The sequence below is a fragment of the Paracoccus sp. TOH genome (assembly GCF_030388245.1).
Classification (GTDB): Bacteria; Pseudomonadota; Alphaproteobacteria; order Rhodobacterales; family Rhodobacteraceae; genus Paracoccus; species Paracoccus simplex.
On the sequence record NZ_CP098360.1, the window covers coordinates 725,063 to 740,272 of the forward strand.

11 protein-coding genes are annotated in these 15,210 nt (G+C 69.6%); 7 read left to right on the forward strand and 4 right to left on the reverse strand.

The window, feature by feature from the left end; translation table 11 throughout:
- Positions 1-59: 59 nt before the first annotated feature.
- The 3 genes from NBE95_RS03535 to NBE95_RS03545 form a co-directional block, all read right to left on the reverse strand.
- Positions 60-4,574 (reverse strand): translocation/assembly module TamB domain-containing protein, encoded by a 4,515-nt coding sequence (locus NBE95_RS03535; protein ID WP_289894496.1) that lies wholly within the window; start codon positions 4,572-4,574, stop codon positions 60-62.
- Positions 4,574-6,457 (reverse strand): autotransporter assembly complex family protein, encoded by a 1,884-nt coding sequence (locus tag NBE95_RS03540; protein ID WP_289894498.1) that lies wholly within the window; start codon positions 6,455-6,457, stop codon positions 4,574-4,576. Before NBE95_RS03540 ends, NBE95_RS03535 begins: the two co-directional genes overlap by 1 nt.
- A 91-nt stretch (positions 6,458-6,548) precedes the next feature.
- Positions 6,549-7,472 (reverse strand): glucokinase, encoded by a 924-nt coding sequence (locus tag NBE95_RS03545; protein ID WP_289894500.1) that lies wholly within the window; start codon positions 7,470-7,472, stop codon positions 6,549-6,551.
- Positions 7,473-7,626: 154 nt separating this feature from the next.
- Here NBE95_RS03545 and NBE95_RS03550 point away from each other — a divergent pair, with 154 nt between their 5' ends.
- The 4 genes from NBE95_RS03550 (at position 7,627) to NBE95_RS03565 (ending at position 10,479) form a co-directional block, all read left to right on the forward strand.
- Entirely contained in the window at positions 7,627-8,070 is a 444-nt protein-coding gene (locus tag NBE95_RS03550) for a hypothetical protein (RefSeq protein ID WP_289894502.1), read from the forward strand.
- Between the two features lie 96 nt (positions 8,071-8,166).
- On the forward strand, positions 8,167-9,558 hold the full coding sequence (gene ahcY / locus NBE95_RS03555; protein WP_289894503.1) for an adenosylhomocysteinase: 1,392 nt from the start codon (positions 8,167-8,169) through the stop codon (positions 9,556-9,558).
- A 58-nt stretch (positions 9,559-9,616) separates the two neighbouring features.
- Positions 9,617-10,051 (forward strand): HIT domain-containing protein, encoded by a 435-nt coding sequence (locus NBE95_RS03560; protein WP_289894504.1) that lies wholly within the window; start codon positions 9,617-9,619, stop codon positions 10,049-10,051.
- 86 nt (positions 10,052-10,137) lie between these two features.
- Positions 10,138-10,479 carry a DUF2853 family protein gene (locus NBE95_RS03565; protein WP_289894505.1) on the forward strand — a complete coding sequence of 114 codons (342 nt, stop codon included), beginning with the start codon at positions 10,138-10,140 and terminating at the stop codon, positions 10,477-10,479.
- A gap of 105 nt (positions 10,480-10,584) precedes the next feature.
- Here NBE95_RS03565 and NBE95_RS03570 read toward each other — a convergent pair whose 3' ends face one another.
- Entirely contained in the window at positions 10,585-11,202 is a 618-nt protein-coding gene (locus NBE95_RS03570; protein ID WP_289894507.1) for an enoyl-CoA hydratase/isomerase family protein, read from the reverse strand.
- Between the two features lie 85 nt (positions 11,203-11,287).
- On the opposite strand from NBE95_RS03570, the gene NBE95_RS03575 reads away from it, so the two are divergent.
- The 3 genes from NBE95_RS03575 (at position 11,288) to NBE95_RS03585 (ending at position 15,172) form a co-directional block, all read left to right on the forward strand.
- Entirely contained in the window at positions 11,288-12,916 is a 1,629-nt protein-coding gene (locus tag NBE95_RS03575; RefSeq protein ID WP_289894508.1) for a DUF2125 domain-containing protein, read from the forward strand.
- A 95-nt stretch (positions 12,917-13,011) separates the two neighbouring features.
- The gene (locus tag NBE95_RS03580; RefSeq protein ID WP_289894509.1) at positions 13,012-14,364 is read left to right on the forward strand and encodes a metallopeptidase TldD-related protein; all 1,353 of its coding nucleotides are present in this window, start codon (positions 13,012-13,014) and stop codon (positions 14,362-14,364) included.
- Positions 14,351-15,172, forward strand: coding sequence for a 3'(2'),5'-bisphosphate nucleotidase CysQ (locus tag NBE95_RS03585; RefSeq protein WP_289894510.1), 822 nt, complete (start codon positions 14,351-14,353; stop codon positions 15,170-15,172). Before NBE95_RS03580 ends, NBE95_RS03585 begins: the two co-directional genes overlap by 14 nt.
- Positions 15,173-15,210: the final 38 nt, after the last annotated feature.

Genomic DNA, 15,210 nt, shown 5'->3' on the forward strand with positions numbered 1-15,210 from the left:
TGTTCAAGACCCCGCCGCAATTGCGGGCGGGGTCTTGCGATCCGCGTGGCGCGGATGATTCAGTAGTCGCGTTCGTAGAACAGGCCGATGGTGCTTTCGCCCTCGCTGTCCACCGAGCCGCGCGCGGTCAGGCTTTTCGAGACGTCGAGGTTCAGGTTGAGCTGCGTCTTGCCGTCGCCGCCGACCTGCACGTCGGTATAGAGGTTCTCGGAGAGATACTTGCCGGCGCGCAGCGAGACATTGCCATCGTCATCGGTCGCGAGGTCGAGATCGTCGAGCCCGGTCGAGGCACGCAGCCGGCCGACGATGCCCTCGCCGCCCTTGCCGGCCAGGGTCGCCACGGCGCTGGCCAACTGCGCGGCCTGCAAGGCGCTGATATTGTCCAGACCTCGGCCGAACAGCAGCTGCGACAGCACCTCCTCCTGCGGCATCTGGGGCGAGGATTCGAAGGTGATCTCGGGATCCTGCGCCTCGCCGTCGATGATGATGCGGGTGGTGATGCCGTCCTGTTCGGTCTGCGCCACCAGCCGGATCACCGGGATCAGGCTGCCTTGCAGCTCGATCAGCCCCTCGGTCATGTCGAAGCGCTTGCCGAGCAGGTCGACGCGGCCCCGGATCAGTTCCAGCTGGCCGATGGGGATGGGCTGGTGGGCATTGCCGGTCAGGCGGATCTCTCCGCCAAGTTCGGCATCGACGCCGCGTCCGCGCACGAAGACCTGGTCGGGGGCCGAGATCAGCAGCTCGAACCGCGCCGGATCGGCCGGCGGGATCGCCGGCGGCGAGGTCATGCCGGCCGCCATCGCGTCGGGATTGGGGAATTCCAGCAGCCCGGCCTTGGCGCGGGTCTGGCGCTGCGGCGGGCGTTCGGAACGGTGGATGATGTCCGGGATCGCCTTGGCGCCGCCCAGCCCGGTCGAGGGGATGCGCAGCTCGGTATGGCCGACATCGATGCGGCCCGAGACCAGCGGCCCCTGCCCCACGGTGCCGGCGACGTTGATGGCGCCGCTCACCCGGGTCTCGTAGAGATTCGGGTCGCGCAGCACCACATCCGCCAGCCGCACGTCCAGATTCATCTGCCGGTCGCCCGCCAGGTTGACCGGGCCGCTGACGGTGATGGTGCCGCCGGCCTTGACCGCGCCGCGCACGTCCACGTCGATGCGGCCGCCGGCGAAATCGGCATTGACGTTCAGGCTGTCGACCGCCAGGACGAAGCGCGGCTCGGCCAGCCGGCCGCCGGTCAGTGCCACCCGGCCCGACAGCGATTCCAGCGCCGGCTTGCCGTTCAGGCGCAGATCGAAGCTCAGCGGCCCCTCGATCGAGCGGGTGCGCAGAAAGGGGTTGGCGGCGGCGGCATTGCTGGTGCCGCTGACCTGGATGTCGGCGGTGGCGAAGCTGGCCGCCGCCGTGCCGGTGACACGGGCCTGGGTGTTGCCCGGGCCGGTGGCGGTCAGGTTCAGCTCGTAGTTCTGGCCGGTGTTGCGGATGGTGCCCGCGACCGCCGCCGGGCCGGGGAAACCCTGCACCAGCAGGCCCAGATCGGCCAGCCGCGCGTCGAGGTTCAGCCCTTCGGCCGGGCTGCCGTCGCCGGTGACGGAAAGCTGCGGATTCTGCGCCCGCAGCCGGCTGACGGTCAGGCTGCCGTCGGCGCGCTGGGTCGCGGCCAGCTCGATGCTGGTCTGGCCGGCCAGCACGGCATCGGCCTGGGCATTGCCCACGGCAAGGTTGCTGGCCTGACCGGTGGCCGTGATCGCCCGCGTGCCGTCCTGCTGGTCCTGCACCCGGCCCTGGGCCTGTACCGCACCGCGGAAGCCGCGGCCCAGAAAGCGCAGGTCGTCGGCGCGCAGGTTGGCGCTGAGGTCGGTGGCACCCGTGCCGATCTTGCCCGAGGCGCCGAGGTTCAGACGCGGGTTCTCGACGGTGGCGGTGTCGATGGTGAAGACGCCGCCGCGCTCGGTGCCCTGCACGGCCAGCTTGGTCTGGCCGGCCAGCGCGCCGTCGACCTGCGCCTGGCCGAAGGACAGGTCGGTGCCGGTGCCGGTCACATCGAGCCGGCGTGCACCGTCGCCCGCATCCTTGAAGCTGCCTTGCGCGTCCAACGCCCCGCGCCAGCCGCGGCCGAAGCTGGCCAGCGACCGGATGGTGACCGCGCCGGTCATGTCGGTGGTCTTGCCGATGGTGCCCTGCGCCGTCGCCAGCATCTGCTGGTTGCGCAGGTCGAAGCTGTCGATGGTGAACTCGCCGCCCTGCTCGCGGGCGGACAGTTTCAGCGCCGTCACCCCGGTCAGCGCCCCGTCCACGTCCTGCTGACCGAAGCGCAGGTCGGTGCCGCGCCCGGTCAGCTCCAGCCGGCGGGCATCGCCCTGTTTCGCGGCAGTGCCCTGCAGGGTCACGCCGCCCGAGAAGCCGCGTCCCAGCACCGAAAGGTCGGGCATGGTCACCGACAGCCGGCCGTCCAGCGCCTCCATCGAGAAGGTGCCGGCACCCTCGGCGTCCAGTTGCGGGTTCGCCAGCTTGAACTCTTGCAGCTCATAGGTGCCGCGCCGTTCCTGCAGCGCGATGGTCAGATCGGTTTCGCCCTTGAAGGCGCCGTCGATCTCGGGCCGGCCCAGGGCCAGATCGCGCGCCTTGCCCTCCAGCGCCAGCTTGCGGCCGCCCTGCGGGCCGGTCAGATGCGCGCGGGTCTGCACCGCACCCGCATATTGCGGGTCGGCGACCGACAGGTCGGGCATCGAGATCGTCGCCGTCACGTCGCTGGCATTGCTGTTCAGGTAACCCTGCGCCTCGGCCGTCAGGTTCTGGGCGTTGACATGCAAGCGGTTCAGCCGGATACCGGTGGTGTCGCGCGTGGCGCTGAGGTCGATGGTCGATTCGCCCGCCAGCATCCGGTCGGCATTCTCTTGCCCGATGCGGATGTCGATGCCCTTGACCTGGGTGTCGACATCGAAGGCCTTGCCGAGCAGGACATAACGGCCCTTGATCGCCGCCTCGGCCTGCCCGCCCAGCTCGCGCCCGGCCAGGCGCGAGAAATGCGACAGGTCGCCGTGGCGGGCGGTGATGTCGCCGGCCAGCGCCAGACCGCTTTTCAGGCCCGAGACCTCCATCTCGCCCTTGAAGCCGTAGCCGTCGCCGTTGACGTTCATGCCCCAGAACTTCAGCGCATTGCCGGGGGTGAAGGCGAAGTTGACGCCGCCGTTCAGCGTGTCACCCACCGCCTCGGCCAGGCCCTGGTCGGTGGGCTTGACGTCGTCCATGCCGAAGGCGACCCAGCCGCGCACCTCGGACAGCGCCTGTTCGGGGGTCAGCACGATGCGGCCGCGGCCGTCCAGGCGCAGCTCGGACAGGGCGAGGTCGGGACGGGCGATGTCGCCGACCCGGCCCTTGAGCACCCAGCCCGCGCCCTGCGCCGCATCATAATCGAGCCGCAGGCTGCCCGAGGTCACCGTCATCGGCTTGTCGCCGAAGGGCACCGCGACGGGCAGTTGCGTGGCGCCCGCGTCCTGGCCCAGAAGCAGCGTCAGATGCGCGCTTTCCGGGGCGCCGCGCGCCGTGGTGGCGACCGAGCCGGCCAGATCCAGCGCCCCGGTGGTCACCTTCAGTTCGGGGATCAGCAGCCGGCCGTCGGCGCCGCGCCAGCCCTCGGCGCGGATCTGCGAGGTGCCCTCGAAGAATTGCTGGTTCTCGGGCGAGGTCAGCGTGGCGATATCGCCGGCAAGCTGGGCGCGGAAGGCGGTGCCCGGCGCGCCCTCGCGCGCCTCGGCCTTGACCGAGACGGTGCCCTGCACGCGGGGCTGGCCATCGGTGTTCAGCCGGATGTTGGCGGTGTAGTCCGACAACGGCCCGGTGCCCGAGATCTCGGCCTGAACGGCCGGGCGGCCGTTCATCTTGACGATATTGGTGAACAGGCCGTCGCGGTCCTCGTCCAGTTTCAGGTCCAGCGCCAGCACCCGGGTCTCGTTGGAGAAGCCGGCATCCAGCTGGAATTCGCCGCGTGGGCCGTCCACCCGGTCGATGGCGAGCTTGGTCGCGCCCTCGCCGTTTTCCAGATTCATCGAGCCGTCGATGGCGATCACCGCCTCTTGCCCGATGATCGGCTGGCCGAGTTCCACCCGGCCGACCTGGATCTTGTCGATATTCACCGCGACCGGCAGCTGCGGCAGGGAAAACTCCCGCGCCTCGGCCTGGGGGGCGCTTTCGCCGGTGCCGGGCAGCCGTGGCAGGATGACGCGCTCGGCCGACAGCTCGTCGATCTGGATGCGGCGCGACAGCAGCGCCGAGCGGCTCCAGCTCATGGCGCCGTTCTCCAGGGTGATCCAGACGCCATCGTCGTCGGCGATGGTCATGCGGTCGAAGGTCGCGCGCGAGCTGAGCGCGCCGCGGAAGCCGTCGATGGTGACGGCCCGGCCGGCGCCGGACAGCTTTTCCTGCAGGAAGCGGGTAATGAAGCCCTTGTCGTCCTCGACCTCCTGCGAGATCTCGGCGGCGCTGTCCTGGGCCAGGGCGGGGCTTGGGGCGGCAAGCGGCGCAGCCAGCACCAGACACAGGGCGAAAAGCAGACGATAAGCCAGATCACGCATCAGAACGCCTGCCCCAGACCGATATAGACCTGCACCCCGCCATCGTCGCCGTCGCCGCCGCCGACCGGCGCGGCGATGTCGAAGCGCATCGGACCGATCGGGGTCTTGTAGCGGATGCCCGCCCCGGCCCCGGCCTGCCAGCCGCTGCCGCCCGAGAATGCGCTGTCCTCCCACACCCGGCCGGCATCGGCAAAGACGGCCAGGCCGATGCGCTCGCGGACCTGGATGCGGGTCTCGGCGGTCAGGGTGACGATGGACATGCCGCCGGTCTTGACCGGGCCGTCCGGGCCCTGGATCACCTCGACGCCGAGCGATTCATAGGAATGGCCGCGCACCGTGCCGCCGCCGCCCGACCAGAACAGGTAGTCGCGCGGGGTCTCCTCGATCTCGGGGCCGACCACGGTGCCCAGCCGCGCCCGCCCAGCCAGGGTGAAGCGGTCGTCGGTGCCGAAGCTGTAATAGGCCCGGCCCTCGGCGGTCAGCTGCGCGCCCGAGCCGGTCTCGTCCTGCAGGCCCAGGAAGGGAATCGCCCCGCCCGACAGCCAGTAGCCGCGCTTGGCGTCGTTCTGGTCGTCGCGCTTGTCCCAGGTGATCGAGGCGGGCAGCGCGAACAGCCGGAAATTCGTGCGGCCGCTGTCGTCGTCCACGCGCAGCGCCCGGTATTGCAGGGCGATGTCGGCGGTCAGCTCGTCGCTGGGAAGCCAGGTGAAGCCCAGCCCGAAGGTACCGGACTTGAGATCGTAATCCTCCTCGGCCAGGCTTTCGACCTCGGCCAGCACATAGCCGGTGGTGTCGGCGGTGATGGTCGCCGGACGGTCCAGGCGCACGCCCAGGCTGTAGTCGCGCCCGGTATCGCCGCCGATATCCGAAACGCTGGCATCGACGCGCAGCCGCTCGCCGCCGCGGAACAGGTTGCGGTTGATCCAGTAGCCGGTCAGCGACAACCCGTCGGTGTTGGAATATTCGAAGCCGGCGCCCAGCCGGCGCAGCTTCTGCTCGACCACCAGCAGGTCCACGTCCAGCGTGTTGCCGGGGCTGATGTAATCCGACTCGGTCAGGGTGATGGCCGAGAACACGCCCGAGCGGCGCAGGCGCTTCCTCACATCCTCGAGCTTCTCGGGATCGAAACGCTCGCCTTCGGGGAAGCCGGCGATCTTGCGCAGCCGGCGCGGGTCCATGCGCTGATAGCCGCGGATGGTCAGCTTGCCGAAGCGCAGTTCCGGCCCCGGCGCCAGCAGGATGCGGCTGTCGATCTTGTTGGTGGCGTGGTCGGCGACGATGTCGGTCGAGGCCACGTCGGCCTTGGCATGGCCGACATCGCGCCAGCCCGAAACCGCGGCGGTGGCGGCGGTCTTCATGTCGCCGGTGCGGGCGATGGCGCCGGCGTGGTAGTCCTTGGGCAGTTCCGTCCCCGGCGCCACCGGCGCGATTTCGGCGCGGCTGTAGCGGAAGCGCGGCCCCGGCTGGACATGCACCTGCACCTTGCGCACCGCGCCGGGCGCGTCAAGCGGCGCCACGGTCGCGGCCTCGACCCCGTCCAGGGTGATGTCGATGAGGCCGGAATAATAGCCGTTGTCGTAAAGCACGCCCAGGATGCGGGCATAGTCGCCGCGCGCCGCCGCCAGCAGATCCTGCCCGGTCACCCGCCCCTCGTCCTGGGCACTGACCAGGAGCGAGGTCTGGCGGATCTGCGGCAACAGCGCGTCGTCGCCGCCATCGACCTTGAAATCCAGATCCACTGGCGAGGATTCGTTGCCCTTGCCGCCCCCGAACCAGCCCGAGAACGGTGAGGAGGACGGCCCCGAGGACTGCGCCATCACCATGCCCGCGCCGGTTCCAAGCACGATTGCGGCAGCCGTTCCTGCCTTGATCCAGCTTTTCATTGCCTGACTGCCTTGCTTCTGGCGGTTTTGCCGGAAGCATTGCAGGCCGCGTCAACAAAATCCAGCGCATGCGCCCGGATTCGGACGATTTTCAGCGGATTGCGGCCAGACAGCCATGCAACGCGGCCATGTCGTCGCGGATCACGCCGATCGGGACCGCCTGCGGAATCCGCGGCATCAGCGGGTCTGACAGGAAAGCCCGCTCGAAGATTCCGAAGCGATCGGTGCAGGACCGCGCCACGCTGCCGGCCAGGAACATGCCGTCCATCGGCATGAAGCGGAAGGCAAGTTCGCGGCAGAGCAGGCCGAACAGCCGGGCATAAAGCCGCAGCGTCTCCTCGGCCTCGGCATCGCCGCCGGCGGCGGCCGCGACCACCGTTTCGGCACGGGTCTGCGGGGTGGCGCTGCGCAGCGCATGCAGCCGGGCCAGGCCGCGGCCGGCGAAAAGCTCCTCGACCGAATCGATCCGCCGGGCCTGGTCGCCCAGCGCCTCGGCCAGCGGATCCGCGACCGAGAGCGGCAGCCGGGTATGGCCCTCCTCGGCCTCGAGGCAGGCGATGCCGCCATCGGGCAGCACCTTCACCGCGCAGACGTTGAAGCCGGTGCCGGCATTCACCACCAGCCGCTGGCCGTTCGACAGCGCGCCCTCGGCCGGGCCGCGCAGGAAGCCCGCCGCCTCGCCGTCCAGCGCCGGGGTGGCATAGCCCAGCGCGGTCAGGTCGTTGATCAGCCGGGCGCGGCCGGCCCCGGCAAGCCGCATCAGCCGCGCTTCCGAGAAATCCCAGTCCCGATTGGTCAGCCGCGCCTCGTGGCCCCAGACCGGGCCGGCCACGGCGACGCAGACCGCCTCGACCTGCGGGCTGCCCTGCTGCGCCAGATAGGCGGTCATCACCGCGTCGAAACTGGCGTGATCGTCGCCGCGAAACCGGGTGATCGTCGCGGCGTCCAGCACGCCGTCATGCGCAAGCGCCATCCGGGCATTGGTGCCGCCCACATCCGCCAGCAAGATCGCCATGTCGCCTTCCCTTATCGGTTTCCCGGGCATTTCTAGGGGATTCGCGGCGCCCCTGCTAGCGCTCGCATTCGGCCGAAGCCGGAACCTTTCGGGAACCTCGGCGCATCCATCGGGGTTTTCCCTGCAACCCACGCGCAAGCGAAAGGCCAAGAAGATGAAGACGACGCCGATCCCCCGCCTTGCCCCCGCCCTGCTGGCGCTGCTGCTGGCGCTGCCGGGCCAGGCGGCGCTGTCCGCGACCCAGGACCGCGAGGAGAACCTGGCCAACCCGCGCGGCTGGTCGGCCATCGCCGGCATGGACCCGCGCGCGGTGCGCGAGCTGGCCCGCACCCTGCCGCTGTCGGAAACCGCCACGGAGGACCAGCCCTGGTGCGACCACAAGGCCGCGCTGGAGCGCACCCTGCGCCACGATTTCGGCGAGGCTGAGGTGGCTGCGGGCAGCGAGGGCACGACGCTCTGGGGGTCCGAGATCATGGGCACCTGGACAGTGGTGTTCGAGCGGCCGGACGCCACGAGCTGCGTCATCGCCTCGGGCATCGGCTTCAGCGACGGCGCCAACCCCGCGCTGTTCTTCGTCAAGGCCGGGCTGAACGGCTGACCCCCGCGGCGCTTGCGGGAACCGGCGGAGTCTTCGATTTGCGCCGAAAGGCCGGGAATGGTAAGGCCGCGCCAACAGCAAAGGCGCGAGGGCCCCATGACCGATTCCATCATCCGAGACATCGCCCTGGCCGATTACGGCCGCAAGGAGCTGGACATCGCCGAGACCGAGATGCCCGGCCTGATGGCGCTGCGCGCGGAATATGGCGAAGCGAAGCCGCTGAAGGGCGCCCGCATCGCCGGCAGCCTGCACATGACCGTGCAGACCGCCGTGCTGATCGAAACGCTGGTGGCCTTGGGGGCCGAGGTCCGCTGGGCGTCCTGCAACATCTTCTCGACCCAGGACCATGCCGCGGCGGCGATCGCGAAAGCCGGCATCCCGGTCTTTGCCGTCAAGGGCGAGACGCTGCCCGAATACTGGTCCTATACCGACCAGATCTTCCAGTTCGCGGAAGGCACCGCCAACATGATCCTGGACGACGGCGGCGACGCGACCATGTATGTGCTGCTGGGCGCCCGGGTCGAGGCCGGCGAGACCGGGCTGATCGACGTGCCGACCAGCGAAGAGGAAGAGGCGCTGTTCGCCCAGATCCGCAAGCGGCTGGCGGCCTCGCCCGGCTGGTTCACCCGCCAGCGCGCGGCGCTGCGCGGCGTGTCCGAGGAAACCACGACCGGCGTGCATCGTCTCTATGACCTGCACAAGAAGGGGCTGCTGCCCTTCCCGGCGATCAACGTGAACGACTCGGTCACCAAGTCGAAATTCGACAACAAATACGGCTGCAAGGAATCGCTGGTCGACGGCATCCGCCGCGCCACCGACGTGATGATGGCCGGCAAGGTCGCCGTGGTCTGCGGCTATGGCGACGTCGGCAAGGGCTCGGCCGCCTCGCTGCGCGGCGCCGGCGCCCGGGTCAAGGTCACCGAGGTCGATCCGATCTGCGCCCTGCAGGCCGCCATGGACGGGTTCGAGGTCGTGGTGCTGGAGGATGTGGTCGCCAGCGCCGATATCTTCGTCACCACCACCGGCAACAAGGACGTGATCCGCATCGAGCACATGCGCGAGATGAAGGACATGGCCATCGTCGGCAACATCGGCCATTTCGACAACGAGATCCAGGTGGCGGCGCTGCGCAACCACAAATGGACCAACGTCAAGGACCAGGTGGACATGATCGAGATGCCCTCGGGCGCGCGGATCATCCTGCTGTCCGAGGGCCGGCTCTTGAACCTCGGCAATGCCACCGGCCACCCCAGCTTCGTGATGTCCGCCAGCTTCACCAACCAGGTGCTGGCGCAGATCGAGCTGTGGACCAAGGCCGATGAATACCGGCCCGGCGTCTATATCCTGCCCAAGGCGCTGGACGAAAAGGTCGCCCGGCTGCATCTGGACAAGATCGGCGTCAAGCTGACCAAACTGTCCCCCGAACAGGCCGACTATATCGGCGTGACCCCGGAGGGCCCGTTCAAGCCCGAGCATTACCGCTATTGACCGCCCGGCCGCAGTCCCCGCCGGGGCTGCGCGCCGCCATCGCCCCAGGGAGGCCAGCATGGACGACGATTGCCTGTTCTGCCGCATCGCGCGCGGGGCGCTGCCGGCGCATCGGGTGCACGAGGACGAGCATATCCTCGCCTTCCTGGACCTGCATCCCATCCGTCCCGGCCATTGTCTCATCATCCCGAAACAGCATCATCCCTGTTTCGACGACCTGCCCGAGGATCTGGCGACCCGCATCACCGGCTGCGCGCAGCGCCTCTCGCGGCATATGAAGGCGCTTTACGGCGTCGAGCGGGTGGCGCTGTTCTATACCGGCATCCATGTCGCCCATGCCCATGCCCATGTCGTGCCGATGCATCACGACCACGACGTCTCGTCCCAGGCCTATCTGAAGGACGGGGTGCTGGATTTCTCGGTGCCCGCGCCGTTGCCCGGCGACGAGGGCGCGCGGATCGCCCGCGCGCTGGCCCCGGCCTTTGCGACATAGGCCCGCAAGAGCGCGGTTTTGGTTGATATTTGACAGCCCGGCGCTAGGCTTCCCCTCGGATGGATCAATCCGAAAGGGGACAGAGCATGAGCAAGCGCGACGATCTGATCGCCAAATACGCCGCCGACATGAAGGACAAGCTGGGCGTCACGCCGGACATGGAGCTGCTGACCAAGGTGGTCATCGGCTGCGGGCCTTCGATCTATAACGCCGATGGCGAGACCGTGGCCGGGACGGACAAGACCGAGCTGGAGCGGATCAAGACCAACTACCTGATGAAGAGGCTGGGCCTGCCCGACGGCCCCGACCTGTCCGCCGCCATCAGCGAGGTGGTGGCAAAATACGGCAGCTCGAACCGCAACAAGTATCGTGCGGTGGTCTATTACATGCTCTGCACGCATTTCGGCAAACAGGCCGCCTATGGCTGAGCCGCGGGGCCCGGCCGTTCTGACGCAACGTCACGAACCGCCCGCGGCCTAGGGCCGACCGCCCGGCTGCGGCGCCCGCCGGACGGCCGGCATCGCGCCCGGTCGTCAGTCCAGCATCCGCTTGATCGCGGCCACCTGGCCGGCCTCGGCGGCGCGGACATCGGCGGCAAGGGCTTCCGCCTCGTCCAGCAGCGCGTCGGGCGCCACCAGCCGGTCCACCAGCCCCCAGGCCAGCGCCTCATCGGCGGGGATCTTCTGCCCGGCCATCAGGATCATCTTCGCCCGCGACGGGCCGATCAGGGCGCGCATGCGCGGCGGATCGCTGGGCTGGGGCAGAAAGCCCAGACGCATGACGGGATAGAAGAATTTCGCCCCGGGCACCGCCAGCCGCAGGTCGCAGGCCAGCACCATGCCCATCGCCCCGCCCGCCGCCGTGCCGTTCAACGCGGCGATGGTCAGGCAGGGCATGGCCGCGACGCGGGACGACAGCCGCTCCCATTCCGGGGACAGGGCCAGGCCGGCGCGGGCCTCGTCCAGATCGGCCCCGGCCGAGAAGACCGTGCCCTCGCCGGTCAGGATCACGGCGCGCAGACCCGGCTCGGCGGCAAGGGCCTCGAAGGCGGCCGTCAGCTCGGCCAGCATGGCGCCGGTCAGCGAATTGGCCTTGTCCGGGCGCGAGATGGTCACGCGGCCGATGCCCCCGGCGAAATCCCTTGCGATCATCATTCCCTCCTTGGACCCGGGCGCCGGTTGTGGCAAAAGCCGGCTGGCGTTTCAAAGCAATACTCGCCCGGAAAGGTGTTATGAAATGAACCTGCGACTGACAAGCTCTGCCCTGGCCCTCGCCGCCATGACCGCGCCGGCCCTGGCCGATGTGACCTCGGAACAGGTCTGGCAGTCCTGGGTCGATTACTACCAGTCGCTCGGTTATACCGTGACCGAAGGCAAGCGCGACAAGTCGGGCGACACGCTGACCCTGTCGGAGGTCGCGATCAAGGGCGGAACGCCGGACAGCCAGGTCAGCTTCGCCATTCCCCAGGTGGCGCTGAGCGAATCCGGCGACGGCAAGGTCAAGACCGTCTTCGCCGACACGCTGACCGGCGTGGCGAACGGCACCGACGTGGACGGCGAAAGCTACGAAGTTCCTTTTTCGGTCGCCATGCCCGGCAATGCCATCGTCACCTCGGGCGCGCCCGAGGACATGACGCATGAATTCGACTATCCGACCATCGACTTCACCCTGACGACGATGAAGTCCGGCGACAAGGAAACCCCGCTGCCGATCAAGGTGGGCGTGGCGGATTCCACCGGCACCTTCCACATCGTCGCCGGCGCGCCGGCGAAATACGATTATGCGATGAAGTCGGGCAAGATCACCTTCAGCGGCGACGTGACCGCCGAGGAAGCCGACAAGGTCAAGTTCGAAGGCAGCATCGACGGGGCCGAGACCTCGGGCGAGATGGCCGTGCCCGGCGGCGCGAAGATCGAAGAGGACATGAACGCGGCGCTGAAGGCCGGGCTGGCCATGAACGGCGTGTTCAAGGCCGGGGCGCTGGTCGCCAGCTTCGACTTCGCCGGCACGGACGAGGCCGACCAGCCGACCAGCGGCGCGGGCAAATACGACGGCAAAGGCTTCGAGCTGAGCTATGCGCTGTCGCAGGACGGCATGTCCTACCAGGCCGGCTCGGACGCCGGCAGCTTCGAGCTGACCAGCAGCGACCTGGCCTTCCCGATCAACTACGCCATCGAAAGCGGCAGCTTCGACATGCAGCTGCCGGTGATGCAGTCGGAGGAGGCGCAACCCTTCAAGTTCGCCTATTCGCTGACCGGGCTGACGCTGGGCGATGCGATCTGGAACCTGTTCGACGCCCAGGGCCAGCTGCCGCGCGACCCCGCCTCGCTGGACCTGGACGTGACCGGCACCATGAAGGTGGTCAAGGATCTGTTCGACCAGGCCCCCCCGGCCGAGGATGCCGCCGACACCGCCACCGACCAGCCCGCCGACGGGGCCGCCGATCAGGCCACCGAAGCGCCGGCCGAGGAAGGCGCGGACCCGACCGCCCCCGCCGGGGATGCCGAAGGCATGGCCGAATTCGAGGCCGAGCCCAGCCCGATGGAGCCGGTCGAGGTCAACATCAACCAGTTCGCGCTGAACGCGCTTGGCGCCAAGGTGAATGCCGAAGGCGCGCTCAAGGCCCCGGAAAGCGGCGACATGACCACTCCGGTCGGCGAGATCCACGCCACCTACGAGGGGGTGAACGCGCTGGTCGACAAGCTGGGCGCCATGGGCCTGATCCCCGAGGATCAGATCATGGGCGTGCGCATGATGATGGCCATGTTCGCCAAGCCGGTCGCCGAGGGCGAGGACAAGCTGGAAACCAAGCTCGAGTTCAAGGAAGACGGCTCAATCTTTGCCAACGGCCAGCAGATCAAGTAATCCCGTCCGGCGCGGCGTCCGCGCGCCCTGACGGATCGCATTGCGGGGGCCGGGCGTTGACGTCACGGCCCCCGTTCTTGTCCAAGGTGAACCGCATGTCCGAATTCCTTCGCCTCGAGTCCCTGACGCAGCAGCTTCTGGCGGCGGCGCGCCAGGCGGGCGCCGACCAGGCCGATGCCGTGGCACTGGAGGCCGCGGCCGTCTCGGTCGACGTGCGTGCCGGCCATCTGGAACATGCCGAGCGCGCCGAAGGGGTCGAGATCGGGCTGCGGGTGCTGATCGGCGGGCGGCAGGCCTGCGTCTCGGCCTCGGACCGCTCGGAACGCACCATCGTGGAAATGGCCGCCCGCGCCGTCGCCATGGCCCGCGAAGCGCCGGTGGACGACACGCTGGGCCTGGCCGAACCCGAGCAGCTGGCCCGCGACACCGACAGCGCCCGGTTGGATCTTTGCGACCACGGCGCCGAACCGACGCCCGAGGCGCTGCAGGAGCTGGCATTGCGCGCCGAGGCCGCGGCGCTGGCGGTCGAGGGCGTCTCGCAGATCGAAGCCGCCAGCGCCGGCCATTCGCAGCGCCGCATGTGGCTGGCGGCCAGCAACGGCTTTTCGGCCGGTTACGGGCGCAGCGGCCACAGCCTGTCCGCCGTCGCCATCACCGGCGCGGGGCTGGGGATGGAGCGCGACTGGGCCGGAGAGAGCCGCGTCCATGCCGCCGACATGCCCTCGCCCGAGGAGATCGGCCGGCTGGCGGCCGAGCGCACCGTCGCCCGGCGCGGCGCCCGGAAACCGCCCACCGGCGCCTTCCCGATCCTTTACGACGAGCGCGTCGCCGCGGGGCTGATCGGCCATCTGGTCGGGGCGGTGAACGGCGCCGCGGTGGCGCGCGGCGCCAGCTGGCTGCGCGACGCGCTGGAGGAACAGGTGCTGCCCAGGGGCTTCGACCTGCGCGAAGACCCGCATTGGCCGCGGCATGGTTCGTCGCGCCTGTTCGACGGCGAGGGGCTGGCGACGGCGCCGCGGTTGATCGTGGCGGACGGCGTCCTGCAGGGCTGGACGCTGGACCTGGCCACCGGACGCAAGCTCGGCATGGATTCGACCGCCAATGCCATGCGCGGCGCCGGCCAGCCGCCCTCGCCCGGCGTGACCAACCTGGAACTGACGCCGGGCGACCGCACGCGCGAGGAGCTGATCCGCGAGATGGGGCGCGGCCTGGTCGTGACCTCGATGCTGGGCGCCTCGATCAACGGCACCACCGGGGATTATTCGCGCGGCGCCGGCGGCTTCTGGGTCGAGAACGGCGAGATCGCCTATCCGGTCAACGAATGCACCATCGCCGGCAACCTGCGCGACATGCTGCTGCGGGTGACGGCGGCGAACGACCTGCCCGACTGGCGGGGAATGCGCGTGCCCAGCCTGCTGGTCGAGGGGATGACCGTTGCCGGCGAGTGACCTTGCGCTGCTGGAACAGGCCGCGCAGGAGGCCGGCGAGATCGCGCTGCGCTACTGGCGGCGCGACCCGCAGGCCTGGGACAAGGCCGACGGCGCCGGCCCGGTGACCGAGGCCGACCTGGCCGTCAACGCGCATCTGGAACGCCTGCTGCGCGCCGCCCGCCCCGATTACGGCTGGCTCAGCGAGGAAAGCGCCGACGATCCGGCGCGGCTTGAGGCCGAGCATTGCTTCATCATCGACCCGATCGACGGCACCCGTGCCTTCATCGACGGGCAGGTCGGCTTTTCCCATGCGCTGGCGATCACCCGCGGCGACCGGGTGGTGGCGGGGGTGGTGCATCTGCCGGCGCAGCGCACCACCTATGCCGCCTCGGCCGACGGGCCGGCGCTGCGCGACGGCAAGCCGATCGCGCCCGCGACGCATGGTCTCGACGGGGCGCGGGTGCTGACCAGCAAGGCCGGGCTCGACCCTGCGCATTGGCGGGGCGCGGCGCCGCCGGTCATGCGCAGCTTCCGCCCCTCGCTGGCCTGGCGGCTTTGCCTGGTGGCGGACGGGCAGTTCGACGCGACGCTGTCCGTCCGGCCAGCCTGGGAATGGGACGTGGCGGCGGGCAGCCTGATCGCCGCCCGCGCCGGTTGCCTGGCCAGCGACCTTGCCGGCGCCCCGATGCGCTTCAACGCCGCCCGGCCGCTGACCGACGGGCTGGTGGTGGCGGCGCCGGCCCTGCACGGCCAGCTGATTGCCGCCATGACCCCGCGGATGGCGATGCCCGGCGGTCGGGTTGATGCGCCGCCGCCCGCCGACTAAGAAGGGGCAAAGGCCGGAACCGCTCTGGCCATGTCCCG

Coding starts and splice junctions, on each gene's coding strand:
- NBE95_RS03535 (WP_289894496.1), bottom strand. CDS start 4,574: ATGCGTGATCTGGCTTATCGTCTGCTTTTCGCCCTGTGTCTGGTGCTG.
- NBE95_RS03540 (WP_289894498.1), bottom strand. CDS start 6,457: ATGAAAAGCTGGATCAAGGCAGGAACGGCTGCCGCAATCGTGCTTGGA.
- NBE95_RS03545 (WP_289894500.1), bottom strand. CDS start 7,472: ATGGCGATCTTGCTGGCGGATGTGGGCGGCACCAATGCCCGGATGGCG.
- NBE95_RS03550 (WP_289894502.1), top strand. CDS start 7,627: ATGAAGACGACGCCGATCCCCCGCCTTGCCCCCGCCCTGCTGGCGCTG.
- ahcY (WP_289894503.1), top strand. CDS start 8,167: ATGACCGATTCCATCATCCGAGACATCGCCCTGGCCGATTACGGCCGC.
- NBE95_RS03560 (WP_289894504.1), top strand. CDS start 9,617: ATGGACGACGATTGCCTGTTCTGCCGCATCGCGCGCGGGGCGCTGCCG.
- NBE95_RS03565 (WP_289894505.1), top strand. CDS start 10,138: ATGAGCAAGCGCGACGATCTGATCGCCAAATACGCCGCCGACATGAAG.
- NBE95_RS03570 (WP_289894507.1), bottom strand. CDS start 11,202: ATGATCGCAAGGGATTTCGCCGGGGGCATCGGCCGCGTGACCATCTCG.
- NBE95_RS03575 (WP_289894508.1), top strand. CDS start 11,288: ATGAACCTGCGACTGACAAGCTCTGCCCTGGCCCTCGCCGCCATGACC.
- NBE95_RS03580 (WP_289894509.1), top strand. CDS start 13,012: ATGTCCGAATTCCTTCGCCTCGAGTCCCTGACGCAGCAGCTTCTGGCG.